The sequence below is a fragment of the Cecembia sp. genome (assembly GCF_007126775.1).
In the GTDB taxonomy this organism is placed as follows: Bacteria; Bacteroidota; Bacteroidia; order Cytophagales; family Cyclobacteriaceae; genus Cecembia.
Genome location: NZ_SLAP01000159.1, coordinates 15,783 through 34,575, shown reverse-complemented (window position 1 = coordinate 34,575; position 18,793 = coordinate 15,783). Strand labels below are relative to the sequence as shown.

The 18,793-nt window shown below is 41.6% G+C and carries 14 protein-coding genes and 1 pseudogene; 9 read left to right on the top strand and 6 right to left on the bottom strand.

Features of this window, described 5'->3' with window-relative positions; all coding sequences use genetic code 11:
* Window positions 1-2,711 (bottom strand): annotated as a pseudogene (locus QZT73_RS10440) (hypothetical protein); the annotation flags it as partial.
* A 939-nt stretch (window positions 2,712-3,650) separates the two neighbouring features.
* Window positions 3,651-4,694, bottom strand: coding sequence for an RluA family pseudouridine synthase (locus tag QZT73_RS10435; protein ID WP_291784306.1), 1,044 nt, complete (start codon window positions 4,692-4,694; stop codon window positions 3,651-3,653).
* A 61-nt stretch (window positions 4,695-4,755) separates the two neighbouring features.
* On the opposite strand from QZT73_RS10435, the gene QZT73_RS10430 reads away from it, so the two are divergent.
* Complete coding sequence (locus QZT73_RS10430; RefSeq protein WP_291784308.1) at window positions 4,756-5,670, top strand: pyridoxal-phosphate dependent enzyme; 915 nt, start codon at window positions 4,756-4,758, stop codon at window positions 5,668-5,670.
* Here QZT73_RS10430 and QZT73_RS10425 read toward each other — a convergent pair.
* From QZT73_RS10425 to QZT73_RS10415, 3 genes are read right to left on the bottom strand one after another with little or no spacing between them, the layout of a single operon-like run.
* Window positions 5,665-6,303, bottom strand: coding sequence for an ATP-binding protein (locus QZT73_RS10425; RefSeq protein WP_291784310.1), 639 nt, complete (start codon window positions 6,301-6,303; stop codon window positions 5,665-5,667). The two genes, QZT73_RS10430 and QZT73_RS10425, sit on opposite strands and share 6 nt — an antisense overlap.
* Before the next feature lie 9 nt (window positions 6,304-6,312).
* The gene (gene uvrB, locus QZT73_RS10420) at window positions 6,313-8,352 is read right to left on the bottom strand and encodes an excinuclease ABC subunit UvrB (protein WP_291784312.1); all 2,040 of its coding nucleotides are present in this window, start codon (window positions 8,350-8,352) and stop codon (window positions 6,313-6,315) included.
* A 58-nt stretch (window positions 8,353-8,410) separates the two neighbouring features.
* Entirely contained in the window at window positions 8,411-9,604 is a 1,194-nt protein-coding gene (locus QZT73_RS10415; RefSeq protein WP_291784314.1) for a DUF4105 domain-containing protein, read from the bottom strand.
* 61 nt (window positions 9,605-9,665) lie between these two features.
* Here QZT73_RS10415 and QZT73_RS10410 point away from each other — a divergent pair, with 61 nt between their 5' ends.
* The 8 genes from QZT73_RS10410 (at window position 9,666) to QZT73_RS10375 (ending at window position 16,882) form a co-directional block, all read left to right on the top strand.
* Window positions 9,666-11,966 carry a T9SS type A sorting domain-containing protein gene (locus tag QZT73_RS10410; RefSeq protein ID WP_291788025.1) on the top strand — a complete coding sequence of 767 codons (2,301 nt, stop codon included), beginning with the start codon at window positions 9,666-9,668 and terminating at the stop codon, window positions 11,964-11,966.
* An 89-nt stretch (window positions 11,967-12,055) separates the two neighbouring features.
* A complete protein-coding gene (locus QZT73_RS10405; RefSeq protein WP_291784318.1) occupies window positions 12,056-13,369 on the top strand; it encodes a gluconate:H+ symporter in 1,314 nt (437 codons plus the stop codon).
* 10 nt (window positions 13,370-13,379) lie between these two features.
* Entirely contained in the window at window positions 13,380-13,847 is a 468-nt protein-coding gene (locus tag QZT73_RS10400) for a RidA family protein (protein WP_291788022.1), read from the top strand.
* Between the two features lie 90 nt (window positions 13,848-13,937).
* On the top strand, window positions 13,938-14,228 hold the full coding sequence (locus QZT73_RS10395; RefSeq protein WP_291784321.1) for a hypothetical protein: 291 nt from the start codon (window positions 13,938-13,940) through the stop codon (window positions 14,226-14,228).
* Between the two features lie 2 nt (window positions 14,229-14,230).
* Window positions 14,231-14,557 (top strand): hypothetical protein, encoded by a 327-nt coding sequence (locus QZT73_RS10390; protein ID WP_291784323.1) that lies wholly within the window; start codon window positions 14,231-14,233, stop codon window positions 14,555-14,557.
* Complete coding sequence (locus tag QZT73_RS10385) at window positions 14,554-14,940, top strand: hypothetical protein (protein ID WP_291784324.1); 387 nt, start codon at window positions 14,554-14,556, stop codon at window positions 14,938-14,940. Before QZT73_RS10390 ends, QZT73_RS10385 begins: the two co-directional genes overlap by 4 nt.
* Window positions 14,941-15,343: 403 nt before the next feature.
* Window positions 15,344-15,619: a hypothetical protein gene (locus QZT73_RS10380; RefSeq protein WP_291788020.1), complete on the top strand. Its 276-nt coding sequence runs from the start codon at window positions 15,344-15,346 to the stop codon at window positions 15,617-15,619.
* A gap of 165 nt (window positions 15,620-15,784) precedes the next feature.
* On the top strand, window positions 15,785-16,882 hold the full coding sequence (locus QZT73_RS10375; RefSeq protein ID WP_291784328.1) for a membrane dipeptidase: 1,098 nt from the start codon (window positions 15,785-15,787) through the stop codon (window positions 16,880-16,882).
* Here QZT73_RS10375 and QZT73_RS10370 read toward each other — a convergent pair.
* Window positions 16,853-18,523: a carboxylesterase family protein gene (locus QZT73_RS10370; RefSeq protein ID WP_291788017.1), complete on the bottom strand. Its 1,671-nt coding sequence runs from the start codon at window positions 18,521-18,523 to the stop codon at window positions 16,853-16,855. The two genes, QZT73_RS10375 and QZT73_RS10370, sit on opposite strands and share 30 nt — an antisense overlap.
* Between the last annotated feature and the right edge of the window lie 270 nt (window positions 18,524-18,793).

Genomic DNA, 18,793 nt, shown 5'->3' with positions numbered 1-18,793 from the left:
TCCACACCAGTATTTATCAGCTCCATTTCCTGGCCCTCTTCTTTAAATGAAAGGGTGAATTGTGCCTTGTCTGCTTGAATGGTGTCGATATTCACTATATCTATGGTTTTGGGTAAATTTCTATCCCTGCTTTGTCTTACCGACTCCCTGTCTTGCGGCGCTATGTCCTTATTGATAAGTACCTGCACCGAAGACTCTGAAAGCCTTACCTTTTCCAAAGTCAGGGTGTTGTCAAACAAAAACGCTTCAAGGTCCACTCCTCGGAAAGACATCTCTGGTATGATGGCAGTAACACTGGTTTTATCCTGAAAGTCAAGTCTTGGATTTAACCTCACATTTGTTGCCAATATTTCCTCTCTTGCAGTATTGAAGTTGATGCGATCTGCCAGGATATTGTATTTACCATCAGCTATGTTGAATACATAGTTGTTTAGGTTAAGGTCTACTTCTTCGGAAAATAAAAATTTTAAGTTTTCAGGATCCGTATCCGCACTGATATAAAAGTTTTTGACTGCAATGGAAACATTATCCTCAGAAAAAGTACGCAACCTTTCCCTAACATAGTTTTCATAATTTAAAGTACCCTTTTGAAGGTTCAATGAGCCAATCTGAACTTCTTTAAAGTAACTGGTTAAAAGATCCAATATTTCTCTTTGATCAGTGCTTTCTTCCGTATCATCCGTTGTTGCGGCCTTATGCCTTATAATGTTTATTTTGGGTGAAGGAACACTGATACTTGAAACCTTGAGCTTTTCATCAAAATAAGCCTGTTTGATATCCACTCCTCTTGCAGTAAACCTCGGGACAAAAATATCCAGCGTGGTGGTGCGCCCATAGCGGTCCAGAATACTTTGGATCTGACCAGGATTAAAGGGTTTGATGGTGAAGCCATCAATACTTACCTCTGAGGTCTTGGTATTCAGGTAAACCCGGTCTGCTTTGAAAACATGAAGGTTATCTGATAACTTCAATGCATATTCCTGAAGATCAAGCTGCAGATTTTCAGCCCAGAAAAAACTTTTTGTATCCGAAGTTTCCGTCTGTCTATCAATCGCAAAATTCTCAAGGATCAAGTTGACTTTTCCAAAAGACAAGCTGTCCTGACGGATACGTAGGCGGTTATCCACGGTCAAAGATCCTTCTTCAATCTCAAATTTTTTAACGTAAATCCCATCAAGGTATTCCGCATAAAAAGCAGGGAAATCAAAGCCAGGATCTTCACCGCTTTTACCCTGTACATCTTTTAGGAGAATCTCAGGATTTTCTACTTTGATTTCGCTCACATCTATTACGCCCTCATTGTAGATTTTTTTCAGATTTGCCTCCGTAATACTCAATTGGGGCACATCAATCTCTACCAAAGTGACCCCACGTAACGTATCTGTCTCTGTTATGGGGGATAGCTTAAATCCTTCAATTCTAATTTTATCCTCCAAGGAGGATAAACTCACAAATTCTCCTCTGATCTGATGAAGGCTATCTGCAAGAAATAAGTCCACTGTATAAAGCTCGACTTTGGCCTGATCGGCGTAGAAAAATCTGTTTGCCCTTTTGGAAACATCAGGTCCTACATAAAAATCAGACATGTTGAAATCAATTCTCTCTGCCCTGATCCTAAACTGATCCGGTTCTGCCACATTCCTTTGCACAAATTCTCCCCCTTCAATATCGAATTGATCAATTTGAATTGATGCCAATATCCCATCGATAAGGTCGTAGAAATCAAAAGTTCCAACATCTTCTTCATCAATCTCTTTAATCCTCCCCTTCCCTACAAAAAGTTCAAATTTAGGCTTTTGGAGCATAAGCTTGCCCACTTCCACTTCAGAAGTATAAAAAACCTTGTTGATGTCCGCATCACTGAGCAGCAAATTCTCTAGGCTCGCCTGAAAATATGTTTCCGATAACTTGGAGAAATCAGGTTCAATTGAAAGATTTTGGGCCCTAATGTATTGTTCTAGTGAAGAAACCTGCAACTCTCCCGCCCGGATAAGGTGAACACTGTCCGCAAGAAGCAGTTCAAAATTTTCAATTTCAAAATAAAATCCCTCCGCATTGAAAGGGGTAGCAGGATCCCTGTCATTAAGAAGCTGAATATCCCTTACTTTGAGACTGGAGTTTTCTGCCTTAATGCTCCTTTGGGCAATGAAATTCTTGATCAATAAATCTGCATTGTCAATATCAAGTTCATTGATCCTTATTTCACTGATCTGCGATTGCAGAAAAGACTTTTTGATTTCATCCTGAAGAATTTCTAAAGGAGAATCACCTTCTATATCCTCCAATTCCTCATCCTCATATTTTAACCGGAAATCTATGGAAGGAGAGGAAAGCTTAACCTTACCTAGCAAAATCTCTTTTTTCAAAAACAGATAATTGATCCCTGTGATAGAGATATAGGGAACTTCAATGCTGTAATAGGCAATATTATCCAGGGAGGCAATGGTTTCATCCAGAGGTCTGATACTAAGACCCTGAAAAGAAAAACCCCTCTGGAGAAATAAAATCCGTACTCTGTCAAAATCTATTTCATATTTATCCTCCGAGGCTACCCTTACTTTTTCCTTCAAATAATTTCTTAGCAAAAGGTCCGATCCAAAATAAAAAACCGCCTGGAAAAAAAGTAAGAGCAATAAAATCCCTCCCAGAAACCTAATAATTCGTTTCTGATGCCATTTGATTTGGGCTAGCTCCTTCTTATTTTCTTCCATCAAGTTAACTATACAGTAAGTAAAAGTAATACAAATGACATGGAAAAAACCTAAATCCTGAACTTGAATTTGATCATAACAAAAAAAGCAAACTGTAACATCCCTGTATTGAACGTAACAATTTGCCTTTTTGACTAATTTTAAGCCAATTATTTGCTGTAGGAGAAGGATTCGAACCTCCACGGAGCAGTTAGGCAACACCAGAGCTCTTGGTGCGCTTTATCCCCGGATCTCCACCCCCGAGACAGGAGGGCTTGTCTGCCAGTTTCAACATCCTACATTATGTCATGCGCCTTGCGTTTAAGACAGGTCAAAATTAATAAAGGGATTCATTTTTTAAAATTTTTTTAAACAATTGGTATTTTTTTTACATATTTTTTATAAAAATACTATTTTAATTGTATTTTAAAAAATAGATGTCCAGATTTTTAGGTTATCATTAAAAATTTCGCAATCGATTTTTCTTAGTTTTGATGAACAAATTTTTCACTTACCATTTCAGATTTATTGATTCAATCCCTATGATACAGGATAGCACTGGACATAAAAAAAGCTGTGAAACAAAATTTCACAGCTTAGTCAATTAACAATAAACCCAAAATAACCAGTTGTAGGAGAAGGATTCGAACCTTCATAGCTTAGCTTTCCTGATTTTTAATCCTACACTACCTATATACAATCTTTTGTTATTAATTGTTCAAATTTAAACCTAAAAGTCAGATTTTAAAAACTTTATAAAATTTAAGTGTATTTTTTACAGTATTTTTAATTTTAGAAGAAATAATTCAATTATCGAAAATCAAAATCGATTGCGGAAAGTCCTGTTTTGAAAACTTGATAATGGTTTTTTGGTTTCCGCCTTATTTTATGAGAAAAATGCAATTTTTGCCCTGCTATAAATTGATTTTTTACAGCAAAAGATATCCTTTTTTAATGATTTCACTTTTCGAAGTTGACATAATTCTCCCATTTTTCAAGGACAGATGCAAAATCTTCGGGTAATGGCGTTTCAAAGAAAATCTTTTCTTTACTGATTGGATGAATAAAACCCAAGGACATGGCATGCAAAGCCTGCCTGGGCATGATTTGAAAACAATTGTGAACAAAGGTTTTATATTTTGCAAATTGGGTTCCCTTGCGGATTTTATCTCCACCATACATGGCATCGTTGAACAGGGGATGTCCCATGAATTTCATGTGTGCCCTTATCTGATGGGTCCTTCCTGTTTCGAGGTTACATTGTAACAAACTGACGTAGCGCAACCTTTTGAGAACTTTCCAATGGGTAACAGCATGCTTCCCGTAGGAACCATCAGGAAAAGCATCCATTACCTTTCGGTCTTTGGCACTCCTTCCCACATGAGCCACAATGGTCCCTTTATCCTCGGATGGCTCTCCCCATACCATGGCAATATAGGTGCGCTCTATTTGATGGTGAAAAAATTGGTTAGCAAGATCAGTCATGGCTATCTCCGATTTGGCTACCACCAACAAACCAGAGGTATCCTTATCAATGCGATGGACCAGCCCAGGCCTTCCTGAATTTCCTGGTAAGGTGGGCAACTGATTGAAATAATACACCAGTCCATTTACCAATGTTCCGGTCCAGTTGCCATGGGCGGGATGAACTACCATCCCGGCTGGCTTATTCAAAACCATGAGGTAATCATCTTCATAGACAATATCCAAAGGAATGGGTTCAGCCAATACTTCTGTATTTCTGACAGGCTTTTCTAGAAATATCTTGATTTCATCAAAGGGCTTGATCTTATAGTTTGATTTGGTGGGTTTACCATTGACCAGTACATTCCCCGAATCTATACTTTGCTGGACTTTATTTCGGGTAGCATTGGCTACTTTATCGGTCAGGAACTTATCGATCCTTGTCAATGTCTGCCCTTTATCTACTGTAAAGCTAAAATGTTCGAAAAGCTCTATTTCTTCCTCTTCTTCAAAATTGCCATTTTCCAAATCTGATACCATAACACAAAAATAAGGGCATTTGCCAAAGTTTTTGATATTTGTATAACAATAGAAGGAATATATGCTCATCCCCAATCAGATATCCGTGGAAAAGCTCTCTTATGAATTATGGGAAATTCAGGGAGTGCAGCTTGCCATCAAACGCCTGGATCAGATTCACCCGCTTGCTTCCGGTAATAAATTTTTCAAACTCAAGTACAACCTTGAACAGGCAAAAAAGGAAGGAAAAAACAAGCTGTTGACATTTGGAGGGGCCTATTCTAACCATATTTATGCCACGGCAGCTGCTGCTGAACAAGAAGGATTTCAAACGGTTGGCGTGATCAGAGGCGAAGAGACCTTTCCCATCAATCCCACGCTTAATGCAGCAAAAGAAAAAGGAATGAGTCTTCATTATATCAGCCGAAGTGCCTATAGAGACAAAGAAAGCCCTAAATTCATCGATGAACTTCGGGAAATTTATGGCAATTTTTACCTCATCCCTGAAGGTGGGACCAACTATTTGGCTATCAAAGGTACCTCAGAAATCCTAAGTAATGAAGATAAGGATTTCTCCCATATATGTACCCCTTTAGGCACTGGGGGTACTTTTCTCGGATTGGCCAACAGCCTCCTTCACCATCAGGAATTACTGGGATTTTCAGCACTTAAAGGCAGCTTCATCCATCAGGAAATCGACGGGCAGCTGAAAAAATTTCAAATTGAAACCCATGGTAAAACCAAAATCCTAAACAATTATCATTTTGGAGGTTATGGTAAACACACAGCAGAACTTTTGGATTTTATACGCTGGTTTTACCTTACTTTTCAAATTCCTTTGGAACCCATATATACTGGAAAAATGGCCTATGGCGTGCTGAAGCTTGTCCAAAAAAAATATTTCCCAAAAGGATCCAAAATCCTGCTCCTGCATACCGGCGGTATACAGGGTGTTGCCGGGTTCAATGAAAGGTTTGGCTTATCCCTGCCTTTATGACTCTTTAGCCTGGTAAAAATCCTCTTTTTCCTGAGGAATGATCTGGATTACATTGGCCAAAACCAAACGTACCAAAGTTTTGCTGGCCAAAAATCTTGGTAATTTGGCCATTTGCTGGAATTCCTTTAAGGTAATCCGATCCTTCTCCGCTAGGGCCTTCATCAGTACATTTTCCTTATCGCCATAAGTAAAGCCTACATCCTTTGAATACTTTCCTCTTTTTAAAACCTCCCAGACTTCCCTACTGGCCTGAATGGATCTATCAGCAACCCTCACAAAAGCCTTTTTCCTGTTATTTTCGAATACGTAATGGGGTCTTTCTGAAGAATGGGGAATATGGAAAGCAGCCACTCCTTTTTTGGGATTGAGTTTGACAACCTCTACTTCATAAGCGAGTTTGGGTAAAATCAATCTCTCAATGGCCCGCTCCATGACAAAAACTTCCTCTTCAATAAACCGCTGTCCACTTACAGAACCGTCATCATCTACCCCAATCAATAAATAACCCCCATTGGTATTGGCCAAGGCGATAATTTCCCTGACTATCTTTTCAGGAAAAGCGGCCTTTTTTTTGAACTCTGTGTTCAGACCCTCTCCTTGTTGGGCTATTTTATGTATTTCATGGAGTGTCATGATTTTCTATTAAGAAAGTCTACTGAGTTCCGCCAATCTGTTCTTCAATCCTTGCCATTCATCCCTAAGCCTTGCAGCTTCCATAAAATTCAGTTCTTTTGCGGCCTTCTCCATTTGCTTTTGCGTCTGGACAATCAATTTTTCCAATTTATCCTTACTCAAATACTGTACAACAGGATCCGCAGCTATGGTTGTTTCGGCATTCTCATAAGCCTCTTGATATACCTTGGCATTCTTCTTGGAGTCCGCCACTTTTGTCTGACCCAGAATTTTTTCCATGGATTTCCGCACGGTAGTTGGAACAATGCCATTAGCCTCATTGTATGCCATCTGAATCCCTCTTCTCCTTTTGGTCTCATCAATGGCCATATGCATGGATGCTGTAACCTTGTCAGCATACATAATAACCCTCCCATTTTCATTCCTGGCTGCACGGCCAATGGTTTGGACCAAACTGCGCTCATTTCTCAGGAATCCTTCCTTATCGGCATCCAGAATCGCTACCAAGGAAACCTCAGGTAAATCCAAACCCTCCCGCAACAGGTTTACTCCAACCAAAACATCAAATACTCCTAGTCTCAGCTCTCTCAATATTTCTACCCGATCCAATGGTTTTACCTCAGAATGAATATAACGACTTTTTACCCCTGCCCTCTCCAGGTACTTCTGAAGCTCCTCTGCCATTCTTTTGGTCAGTGTAGTCACCAATACGCGATCTCCGGATTTAACCGTCTCATCGATTTCCTCGAGAAGATCATCAATCTGATTGGCACTTGGCCGTACCTCTATCAAAGGATCCAACAAGCCTGTTGGCCGGATAATCTGCTCTACAACCACCCCTTCTGTCTTGTTCAGTTCATAATCTGCCGGTGTTGCACTCACATATACTACCTGGTTGATCAGGCTTTCGAATTCATCAAAATTCAAAGGCCTGTTGTCCAAAGCAGAAGGCAAGCGGAAACCATAATCCACTAAATTCACCTTCCTGGCCCTGTCCCCTCCCCACATACCGCGAACCTGTGGCAAGGTGACGTGGCTTTCATCAATGACCATCAAATAATCATCCGGAAAATAATCCAGCAAACAGAAAGGCCGGGTCCCCGGATTCCTCCTATCAAAATATCGGGAATAATTTTCCACCCCTGAGCAGTAACCCAACTCCCTGATCATTTCCAGGTCAAATTCAGTGCGCTCTCTAAGGCGTTTGGCTTCTATAAGCTTCATGTCCTTTTCAAAAAAAGAAACCTGGGCCATCAGGTCATCCTGGATTTCATGAATGGCCGTGTCAATAACATCTCTACCGGTAACAAATAAATTTGCGGGAAAAATGGAAATGATCCTCTCATCGGAAATCTTTTTCCCCGTGCCCGGATCTATTCTTTGAATGGCTTCTATTTCATCCCCCCAAAAATAAATCCTAAAAGCAAAATCAGCATAAGCAACAAATATATCAACTGTATCCCCTTTCACCCGGAATGTCCCGTGAGAAAGGTCATTATTGGTCCTGCTGTATAAGATATCGACCAATTTGAACAACAACTGATTCCTGGGAATCCTGTCTCCCTCCTGTAGCCGGATCACATTTTTACCAAATTCCTCCGGATTACCAATACCATAAATACAGGATACCGAAGCCACCACAATTACATCCCTTCTTCCTGACAAGAGAGCAGAGGTTGCACTCAGTCGAAGCTTCTCGATTTCATCATTTATGGAAAGATCTTTTTCTATGTAGGTTCCTGAGGTAGGAATAAAGGCTTCAGGTTGGTAATAATCATAGTAAGAAATGAAATATTCCACCGCATTTTCCGGGAAAAACTGCTTGAATTCCCCATATAGCTGGGCAGCAAGAGTCTTGTTATGACTCAATACCAAAGTGGGTTTTTGTACTTGCTGGATTACATTGGCTATGGTAAAAGTCTTTCCAGATCCGGTTACCCCCAACAAAACCTGGCTGGGATCTCCTGCGTTTACCCCTTCAACCAATTGGGAAATGGCCTGGGGTTGATCCCCCGTGGGCTGATATTCTGATACAAGTTTAAAATCCATACTGTGCCTCTCTTAGCTAAACATAACAAGTTAATGGGGGCAAATAGTTTTACCTCCCTCAATTAAGCCTGTGCGTGGCCTGGTATTTCTCCCAATTGTAATAAAGAAAATTGGTACGTAAAATCACAACCAATAAAATCGGAATGATGCTTGGATGGAAAGATTGAACTCCAAATAGCCAGAATACCAAAGCAAGATTGGCCATGATCAGTGCAAAGAGGTAATACTTCTTCAACCAAGGCCGCATGATATTTCTCAGCATGGCAATAGCCATTAGCAAATGTCCTGGAAAAGCCCAAATGATATTCCAATTGTACTTGGTCTGGGAGTGAAAAGTGAAAAACCAAAGTCCAAGGATCAACAGCCCCAATAACCCCAAAACACTGAAGAATACGATATCAAAACCCTTGAACAGTCTTGCTTTTTTGGATCCCACATAGGTCAAAACCATCGCACCTATGGCTAGGAGCCACCAAACAATGTAGGGGTTGAAAAAATCCATACCAGCATCCCTTTCTTCAAACTGCAATACCACATGATCCGACTTCACCAAGGGTCTAGTAGGGCCATCACCCACTATTTTTGCCCTTGCAAAAGCCGCTTCCATATAATCTGGCAAAAACTGTTTCTCCCGCTCAGAGGCATAAACATCAATCACTGAGCCCAGTGCCAAATCTATACCAAAATCTGCCCAAGGCAATGGGTATACATATTCATCAATTAGGTTCCTGAAAGTTTTACGCGGAGGATCGGACTCCTCATTCCAATCCAATTGCCTGCCCAAAACTGATTCAAACACATCCCGGATACGTGTTGCACAGTTGTCATAAAAAAAATCATACCTGTAAAATCTGTTTTCAGGCAGGTAATTGATTTTCAAAAATGTTACTACTTTTTGCGCCTGCTCCTGATTCAGATCCAAAACCTGTTCCCTTATCCCGCGCTCGTAGTAATTGTATTCATATAAAAACCTTTCATAACTGCTTACTGATAGCATATAATCCAATGTCCTTTGGGTAAATTTTACATAAAAAAATGGCGTATTGAAATCAAAAGTACCGTAGTTGAACACCAAATCCTCATTGCTCTCTTTATCCAAAACCCGGATGGCACTGTGCCCAAAAGCGGAATACAATTCTTCACCGGGATCACAGGTCAGTAAGCTGATCTGATAGTCCTGAGCATAAGACATAAAAATAACCGGATAAATAAACGGATAAATGAGGAGCAATTTTTTCAAAAGGGAGCGCATAAGATTAATTTTATTAAGCTAAGCAACTTTTTCTTGGATCAATTTTTAAAACGAAAAAGGAATGTCAGGTATACTTCGATCGGCACGAATTTACTGGATTCTTGCATTTTTTTACTGGAATGCAAGAATATTCTCTTTCCTATGCCTTGGACAGATCCCTTTAGAGGCCGGAGATTACAGGAGTATTGCCTCTGGGGATTTTGAGGATCCTGCCAATTGGGAAGTTTGGAACGGAACATTTTGGCTTGCAGCAGTGCAAAAACCAGATGCAAGCAACAATGTCTTTATTGATCAGGGAAATGAGCTTAGGCTAACCGGTGACGAAGAAGTAAACCACCTTTATCTTTTTAGTGCTGCCGACCCTGGCCCAAAGCTGAATCTACAAAATTTCGAACTTCAGGTATATGGTTCCTTGAGGGCTATGAGAAAAGAAGGAGGGTTATTTTTTCTCAACAATGTAAGCAGTGCCCTGGGAGATTGGATATACCCGGAAACTGGGAAAATTGTATTTAAAGGATCATCAAGGACGGTAGTAGACCGAGCCTCTTGGAGTGCCAATACCACCAATAGCCGCTATACGGTGGTTTTTGATCCACTACCGGGGGAAACCCTCACGGTCAACTCTGCTTTTAAAGCCAACTCTTTTATCATTCAATCCGGCACAGTGATCCAAACAGTCAATACCATGGGTATACCGGCCTGCTCTACCTTTTCCTTTAATAACAAAGCTGTTTTTAATGGAGTAGGCCCATATGGGCAATTGCTCGTAGAACCTGGTGCAACCCTGATTTCTGATTGTACTGCCCCACTCGAGCCCATCCTTAGGAGATCCAATACCATCCCAGCCCAGCTTTTTCATTTAAAGGGAGGGGGAAACTTGATATTAAGAGGAAACGCTCCCCTGATGGATGCTGCTATTGTAATTTTAGAGGGAACGGTCAGTTATCAGGCAGCTGCAGGAACTCAAAATATGATAGAAACCACATTTCCAGGATCTCAGATACCGACTGACTACCACCACCTTGCCTTCAGGGGAGCCTCTGAGAAAAATCTGCAGGATGAAATCCGTATTACCGGAAACCTGGTTCAGGAAGCTTCAGGGATCATTTGGGATGCTCCTACAAAATTGACCTTTAATGGTACAGGCATTCAGCAAATATTGGGTTGGACAACCACAGTTAGGGAAGTGGAAATCAACAAAGCTTCTGGAAGCATCCTCCTGGATAGTGATTTTTCCATCGGGGGCTCCATGCTCATGCGCTCCGGTCAGCTTAACTTTAATGGTTACGACCTTATCATCAACAGTACTGGCACCGGTGAATTAATCTACGAGGGAGGATCTTGGCTGAATTTGGAAAGTTTTCACTATTTAAACCTGCCCTTGGTTTTGAATCCTTCCAATGCAAGTTTGCCGTTTGAGGATTTCTTCCAAGGAGGTATCCGGATGCTGCAGCTCTTGGGAAACAGTCCGGGAGGAAATTTGCAAGTTCGTTTTTTTGAGGTACCAGGTGCGGATTGGGATCCTGATTTCAACGATCTTGATGGAACGCCTATACTTTATCAGCTGAATAGCTATTTCGAAATTTTCAGCAGTAATTCTTCGCCCTCCCCTTTAGAAATGCGCATTTCTGCTGAAAACCTGATTGTAGATCAGGTGGATGATATCAGGATTGTAGGGAATGGAGTCCCGGCACCTGGTACGCATCTTCTTGGGCTTGACCCTGGATGGTTATGGGCAAGGAGAAACTTGGAGTTTTCAGAATTAGATGGCAATACTTTTACCGTGGGCAGTTACCGAGTACTCTCCGTATTGCCAGTAACCTGGCTGGAAGAGGAGGCCCAATGGGAAAATGGAACAGTTAGAATAACCTGGAGTACAGCTGCTGAAAAGAAAAACCAAAAATTCCGAATCCTCCGTTCCAAGGGGAATATTTTTGACTTTGAAGTAATTGCTGAGGTCGATTCAAAAGGAGAAAGTCAAGAGGTACAACAATACCATTTTGAATACAGTGAAAAATTTACGGTAGAATTCGTTTACTTTCAGATAGAACAGGTGGATCAAAGCGGAAACCGCAGTCATGGTAGGGTATTCAGGTTGAAGGGCTGGGAGCTCCCACTTTCCAGGGACTTGAAGATTTGGCCTAACCCTTATCAGGGAGGAGGCCTACAAATCCAATTTCCTTCAGACTGGAATTCCATGCAAACAATGGTAACTTTATTATCAGCAAAAGGAAATATCATCAGCACGATCCCTCTTTCCCTACTTGAAGAAAATATAGAAAAACTCCCGGATGGTGTATATCTCCTGCAATTCAGTGATGGAAGCCGCTCGGTTACCGAAAAACTTTTGATCAAGCGGTAAATATCACCCGTTTGTCAAATTGAATTGCGTACATGCCAAAAGCTTTCCAATATCTTTTTTAAATTGTCATTTCAACCCAAACCTGACCTATGACCTTTCTGTTTCTTTTGATCAGTATAGCGGTTTTGATCCTGCTGATCACCTGGCTGAAATTCAATCCGTTCATTGCTTTTTTAATTGCTTCCATCCTTGCAGGAATTTTATTGGGTATTCCAATAGGGCAACTGGCTGGCTCTATCCAAAAAGGCATAGGCTCCTTATTGGGTGACCTTGTCATCATTATTGTAATGGGCGCCATGTTGGGAAAATTGGTCGCTGAAAGTGGGGCAGCACAAAGGATATCCGATGTCCTAATGGGTATTTTTGGTGTAAAAAACGTAACCTGGGCCATGATGCTGACAGGCTTAGTGGTGGGTATTCCCCTTTTTTACAATGTAGGCTTTGTACTCTTGGTCCCTTTGGTATTCACGGTTTCTTATAGGTACAAACTACCCGCCGTCTATGTGGGCATGCCACTTTTGGCTGCACTTTCGGTAACACATGGATTCCTTCCTCCCCATCCTTCCCCTGCGGCATTGGTTGCCCAGTTTGATGCTAATATGGGATTAACCTTGGTTTACGGATTATTTATCGCAGTTCCGACCATTATTATTGCAGGACCCTTTTTTGCTAAATTTCTGAAAAAAATCGATGCCAAACCTTTGGCCACTTTTCAGGCGAAACCAAAGGAAGAAAGTGAACTTCCCGGTGCCTTAAATAGCTTTTTTTCGGCACTTTTCCCAGTTTTTCTACTGATTGGCACGACGATCCTCAACTTCCAGCTAGCTGAAGAGCATGTCTTTTATCCTTATATCCAATTCATAGGTGATCCAGGAATGGTGATGCTTATCTCCCTTTTATTGGCTTCTTACACCCTTGGTATACAGATGAAATTCAAAACGGAACAACTTATGGACATCTATGTCATTGCTACCAAAGACATCGCCATGATCCTGCTCATTATTGCCGGAGCTGGGGCACTGAAAGAAGTGCTGATGGCCTCAGGAGTAAGTATAGAAATTGCCGATGCCCTGCAGGGCTGGGATGTCCACCCCCTTATCCTGGCATGGACCATTACTGCCATTATACGGGTAGCAGTTGGTTCTGCCACAGTTGCCGGACTGACCACGGCCGGCATCATCGCGCCCATGGTGGGCATGGGGCAGGTAGATCCCAATCTCCTGGTGCTCTCCATCGGTGCGGGGAGCCTGATGTTCTCCCATTTTAATGATGGAGGGTTTTGGTTATATAAAGAATATTTCAACCTTTCCGTAAAAGATACCCTCAAATCCTGGTCCTTGATGGAAACCATTGTCGCGGTGGTGGGCTTGCTGGGAGTATTGGTATTGGATATATTTATTTAAATAAAAAAATATGAAAACAGCTGAAGAAAATTTCGAAGCCTTAGGCCTTACCCTTCCACCTGCTCCCAAACCACTTGGGGTATACAAACCCTGTTTGGTAGATGGGAAATACCTTTACCTTTCCGGTCACGGTACCGTAAAAGAAGACGGTACTTTGATCATTGGACGGATTGGAGTAGATATGGATATCGAGTCCGGAAAATTAGCTGCGAGGCAGGTTGGGCTTGCCATGCTGTCAACAATAAAAGCCAACATAGGCTCCCTCAATAAAGTCAAAAGGGTCATCAAGGTCTTGGGCATGGTCAACGCAACAGCAGATTTCGAAAGACATCCCTATGTGATCAACGGTTGCAGTGAACTCTTTGCTGCCGTTTGGGGAGAGGAAAATGGCATTGGGGTGAGAAGTGCCGTGGGCATGGGTTCTCTTCCGGATAATATTCCCGTGGAGATTGAGGCGATGTTTGAGTTATCCGTATAATTTCAAGCCAACTATTGAAAATCTAAAAATTGTTTCCGAAATTACTAGTAGATTTTATTTGTCACATTTTCAACCATTTAAACTTTTAAAATGATGGAAAATTTACAAATAAAGTTTTTGCTAACAATTTTATTGTTTTCACGTCAGGAATTTGCTGAAAATCCTGACATGATAGGTGTTGATGATGATTGGAAGTCTAAAATCTTCAGTCCGGAACTGGATGCTACGGGAAGAATTGCTTTTAAAAACCTGGCCAGTTTTTCTGATTTCGTTGAAAAAAATATAGAAAAACCAGCGGAAGAATTGCAGTTGTTTGAATGTCAATTTGTATCGCTAAGACAAAAAAACGAGGAATTGGCCAAAACCAACCCTTCCCGCTAAGATTGGAGGATGATGACGTTGAAGAAGACCCAATCATCGCTGATGACTTTACGGCATCTATTGTCAATGAAAAGAGAGAGGTAATCATAGATGGTAAAGTAGTCAGATATACAGAATTTGGTACCTGGGTTTACCATGATTACTTTACGGATAGGGTCGAACAATTTTTATTATCCACCACCCCGGAGGAAATAGATGCCATCTATGCCAGCCATGATTTTGAAGAAGACCCCTTTTATGAGTTAGAACCAGGGATTTTTTTATTTGGAAACCCGGAAAACGGAGAAGATGAAGTTGATATGGAATTAAAAACACCTAAGAGGGTATGAGCCACCTAGTGAAAAACATTATCAATACTATAATAATAATGGGTTTTTCGGCTTTCTGTAAAACCCATGCCCAGGGAAAATTTTCCCTGGGCATTGACGCCGGGGTAAGAAACGAAAAAGCCGATTTTACGGATCCCCAAGGGTATTTATTCCGAAATCTCCATCCCTCTGGCACTTTAGGATTGGGACTGACTTATGATCATAGTGAAAGATGGGATTTTGAACTGGCAATGTACAGAACCACATTCAATACCACCGTAAGTGCTTTCTACAATGAACCCGGCTTTATGTCTTTCTCCAGATATGGAGATAATGGAGGTGGAGGATTTGCTACTTTACAAGTCCCACTTCGGGCCATTTATCATACTGGATTAGCATACTAAAGATTTAGCCTTCATCTTACAGGAGGAATTATTTCCTTCTATCAATTTGATAGCAGGGATTGGACTGGATATTTTGGCTCGGGTACTCCTGTTTTCCCCCAGCCAGCCCCGAATATAGGAATGCAATTTGAAAGTAGGGTTATAAACCGCTTCTCCTTAGTACCCGAGCTGGGTGTAGAAGTACGTTATCAATTGACATCAAGGTTTCATCTAGCTTACAGATTCTCAGGAATGCTTGGAACCAGGGATATGGTAACAAATGAAGGCAGTTATACAGTCAGTAATGCACCAGATATTATTCATGACTTTAAGGTTGTACAAAGAGGTACTTCGCTGAATCATTTCTTAAGTATGCGGTACAGGTTAGGTGAAAATTTAAAGAACCATTCCGGTTTCTATAGTTATGGATATCGAGAAAATTAAAAATATAACTGTTTTATTGGTCTTATTCCTTGGTTTTGCTTTAAACGCATTTGCGCAAAAAGGTAATAGTCACTTATCACTCGGGGTTGAAGCCGGTCCAAGTCTCAACTGGCAAAGTATGGGCTTTCCTCTTCAGATAGCCATACCATTTAAGGCTTATTTGGGAACAGGACAGCGTGGGAAGTTGATGCTAAGGTCCGGCTGGCATCATCTTTATAGGTCTGAAGTCCCTGTACAGAATCAAATGGTAAGCTAATAACTTCGGAAGTTGGAAGGTAGAGTCGGGAAAATGAATGATGATGGATTGAAAATGAGCTAAATGCCCACCATAACTTCGAAGTTCCTACCAGTCCGATAAGGTGGGGTTAAAAACCTTTCAATAGCCATGATTAAAAATTTTCATTAGTTTTAAGAAAAAAAAATGTTCACCATAGACGCCCATTTAGACCTGAGTATGAATGCCCTGGAATGGAACAGGGACTTGAGAAAACCTGTTGCTGAGATCAATCTTCGGGAAAAGGGATTAGTTGACAAACCCGACAGGGGAAAGGCTACTGTTTCCTTGCCTGAACTCAGAAAAGGAAATATAGGGCTGGTGGTGGCTACACAAATTGCCCGCTTTGTTGACAAAGACAATCCACTTCCGGGCTGGCATTCCCCGGAGCAGGCATGGGCACAGACCCAAGGGCAGTTGGCCTGGTACAAGGCCATGGAAGATGCAGGGGAGATGGTTCAGATCAAGGATCTCGAAAGCTTGGAAAAGCACCTACATCTCTGGTTAAATGAACTGCCTTTTGGCCCCAAACCCATTGGTTATATTTTGTCGCTTGAAGGAGCTGACTCTATTGTTCATATCAATTACCTGGAAAAGGCTCATGAAAATGGACTTAGGGCTCTAGGTCCTGCACATTATGGCCCGGGAAGATATGCCAATGGCACAGATGCCACAGGAAAAATGGGGCCTAAGGGTCTGGAGTTGCTTAAGGAAATGGAGCGCCTCAATATCATCCTGGATGCCACCCATCTATGCGATGATGCCTTCTGGCAGGCTATGGATCATTTTCATGGATATGTTTGGGCCAGCCATAACAATTGCAGGGCTTTGGTCAACCACAACCGCCAATTTTCCGATGAGCAGCTCAAAGTGCTGATCGAAAGAGGTGCAGTAATTGGAGGAGCGATGGATGCCTGGATGATGGTGCCAAACTGGGTAAGAGGCAAATCCCAACCCAAGGAAATGGGCTGCAACCTGGAAAAACTGATTGACCACCTTGACCATATCTGTCAGCTTGCAGGCAACGCAGATCATATTGGGATCGGTTCAGATTTGGATGGTGCTTTTGGAAAAGAGCAATGCCCCCATGATCTGGACACCATCGCAGATCTTCAAAAGATTCCTTCCCTGCTATCCAAGCGAGGTTACTCCGCTAAAGACATTGAAAAGGTCATGTTTGGCAATTGGCTACGCTTCCTCCGCAAAGCCTGGAAATCAGATGGAGGAGAGGGACAGCCGGGCTGATCTATCTGGATCATTTTCCACACCGCAGCGATCATTCAACACCATGGTTTCTCCATTTTCAACCGTAAAAGCTGGCCAATCAGGAAGCTGAGGATTATTGGGATTTCCAGTACGCATAAAGGCGAGCAAGGCATCTGACATCTTTTCAGAAAGTTTTCTTGGCCTACTACCTCCCCCCGTATGGGTGTACATTCTGTCTGTATTGGCAAACCAAAAACAGATATCTATGCAATGAAAGGCCCGCATCCTACCACTGTATAAATTAGGTTCCCAGCCAAACCAGGCCATATAAACCGGTGCATTCTGTTTGGATTTGAAGGTGGCTGTATTTACAGCAGATAACCTATTGGATAAAATCATAGACCAGATTTCAGCAGGTTTTTTCTCCGGAAAATTAGCTTGATATGCATTTACTATACTTTCAGATTGGTTGCCGAATCTTGGCTTGATCTGCTCTATAACACCCTGAAAATTGATGGCCTCCAATTCAGGGTTTGCCCTGGTAGGGTTCCATTCATGAAAAGTGGTACAAATCATCAATGGAATATCGGATCCATCGCTGTCCGGACCTGAGAAAAATTCCCCAGATGGAAGATAAGCCCCATCGGCAACTGGCGCAAATCCAGTTCTGGAGCTGCCCGTACTTTCCTCCCTCATTTTTTCCAAAGCACGGTAGGAGATATCCAGGTATGTTCTCCAAGGTACTTCCTGCAATTTATCCAAAGTCGCAGGAGTAAGACCTGCTTCCTTCATCACATATTCGCCCAATTTCTTTGAATAATTGGGATCAATCCCTTTCAGCATGGAACCGCTTAAGGCAACAGCTTTCTGTACTTTGCCTTTAGCAATGGGCATAGCCAGGGTAGCGGTTACTTTTGAGCCGCCTCCAGATTGTCCGATGATGGTCAGATTATCGGGATCTCCGCCAAAGTTGGAAATATTTTCCTTCACCCAGTCCAAAGCAGCCACAATATCCAACATGCCCACATTTCCTGAAGCTTTATATTTTTCACCACCTACTCCTGATAGATCCGTGAATCCCATCGGGCCCAAGCGGTGATTGATGGATACGAATACAATATCCCCTTGCTTACTCAGGTTCTCCCCATGGTAACCATCCTGTTCAATGGCATTGCCATTCGTGAATCCTCCACCATGGAGCCATACCAAAACTGGGCGCTTTTTACCATCAGCTATTCCAGGAGTCCAAACATTGAGTTTAAGGCAATCTTCGCTGACATCATCATAGTTCCAATGATCAGCAAAGGAATAATGGACATTAGCATAACGGTTATCCATAATCTGAGGGGCAGAATTACCCCACCAAATCGTATGTTTTACATCAGACCAGGGTTCTGGCCTTTGGGGTGGCATAAATCTATTTTTCCCAGTGGTATCAGCCCCATAAGAAACACCAAGAAAGGTGTATATCCCATTTAGCTCATAACCTCTGATTTTTCCATAAATAGTCTCCGCATTGGCTATGTCATCTCCTATTCGAAGAAACTGATCAGCTTCATCAAAAGAATTTATATGCTTATCGGGATTGGTGATACCTTTCAAAGGTATCGCTGCGGCCATACCCAAGCCAGCCCCTCCAAGTCCCACTTTTTGTAAAAACTCTCTTCTGTTTGTTGCCATGGCTATTAGGTTTATTTTTTAAAAAAAACTTATTCAATCTAAACAAAAAGACACCTTTTTAATAGCAATCCATTAAGGATTACACAAAAGGCGTTTTCTTATTGTAAAAATAACATAATGAGTGTTGAATAATGCATTGGCTTCACCTACCCTTTTCTCAAAGCCTATCTATATTTTTTTGTCAATCAATTATTTAGCCGTTTCTGTAATTCTTTTTTGTGCTTTTAAATAAATAATGCCAACTTATAGACAACTGTAAATGAAATGCTT

Bases quoted from the DNA above. Each gene is read 5' to 3' on its own strand.
- QZT73_RS10370 (WP_291788017.1), bottom strand. From the start codon at position 18,523: ATGGCAACAAACAGAAGAGAGTTTTTACAAAAAGTGGGACTTGGAGGG.
- QZT73_RS10375 (WP_291784328.1), top strand. From the start codon at position 15,785: ATGTTCACCATAGACGCCCATTTAGACCTGAGTATGAATGCCCTGGAA.
- QZT73_RS10385 (WP_291784324.1), top strand. From the start codon at position 14,554: ATGAGCCACCTAGTGAAAAACATTATCAATACTATAATAATAATGGGT.
- QZT73_RS10425 (WP_291784310.1), bottom strand. From the start codon at position 6,303: ATGACACTCCATGAAATACATAAAATAGCCCAACAAGGAGAGGGTCTG.
- QZT73_RS10435 (WP_291784306.1), bottom strand. From the start codon at position 4,694: ATGGTATCAGATTTGGAAAATGGCAATTTTGAAGAAGAGGAAGAAATA.
- QZT73_RS10410 (WP_291788025.1), top strand. From the start codon at position 9,666: ATGTCAGGTATACTTCGATCGGCACGAATTTACTGGATTCTTGCATTT.
- QZT73_RS10395 (WP_291784321.1), top strand. From the start codon at position 13,938: ATGATGGAAAATTTACAAATAAAGTTTTTGCTAACAATTTTATTGTTT.
- QZT73_RS10415 (WP_291784314.1), bottom strand. From the start codon at position 9,604: ATGCGCTCCCTTTTGAAAAAATTGCTCCTCATTTATCCGTTTATTTAT.
- uvrB (WP_291784312.1), bottom strand. From the start codon at position 8,352: ATGGATTTTAAACTTGTATCAGAATATCAGCCCACGGGGGATCAACCC.
- QZT73_RS10430 (WP_291784308.1), top strand. From the start codon at position 4,756: ATGCTCATCCCCAATCAGATATCCGTGGAAAAGCTCTCTTATGAATTA.
- QZT73_RS10400 (WP_291788022.1), top strand. From the start codon at position 13,380: ATGAAAACAGCTGAAGAAAATTTCGAAGCCTTAGGCCTTACCCTTCCA.
- QZT73_RS10405 (WP_291784318.1), top strand. From the start codon at position 12,056: ATGACCTTTCTGTTTCTTTTGATCAGTATAGCGGTTTTGATCCTGCTG.
- QZT73_RS10380 (WP_291788020.1), top strand. From the start codon at position 15,344: ATGGATATCGAGAAAATTAAAAATATAACTGTTTTATTGGTCTTATTC.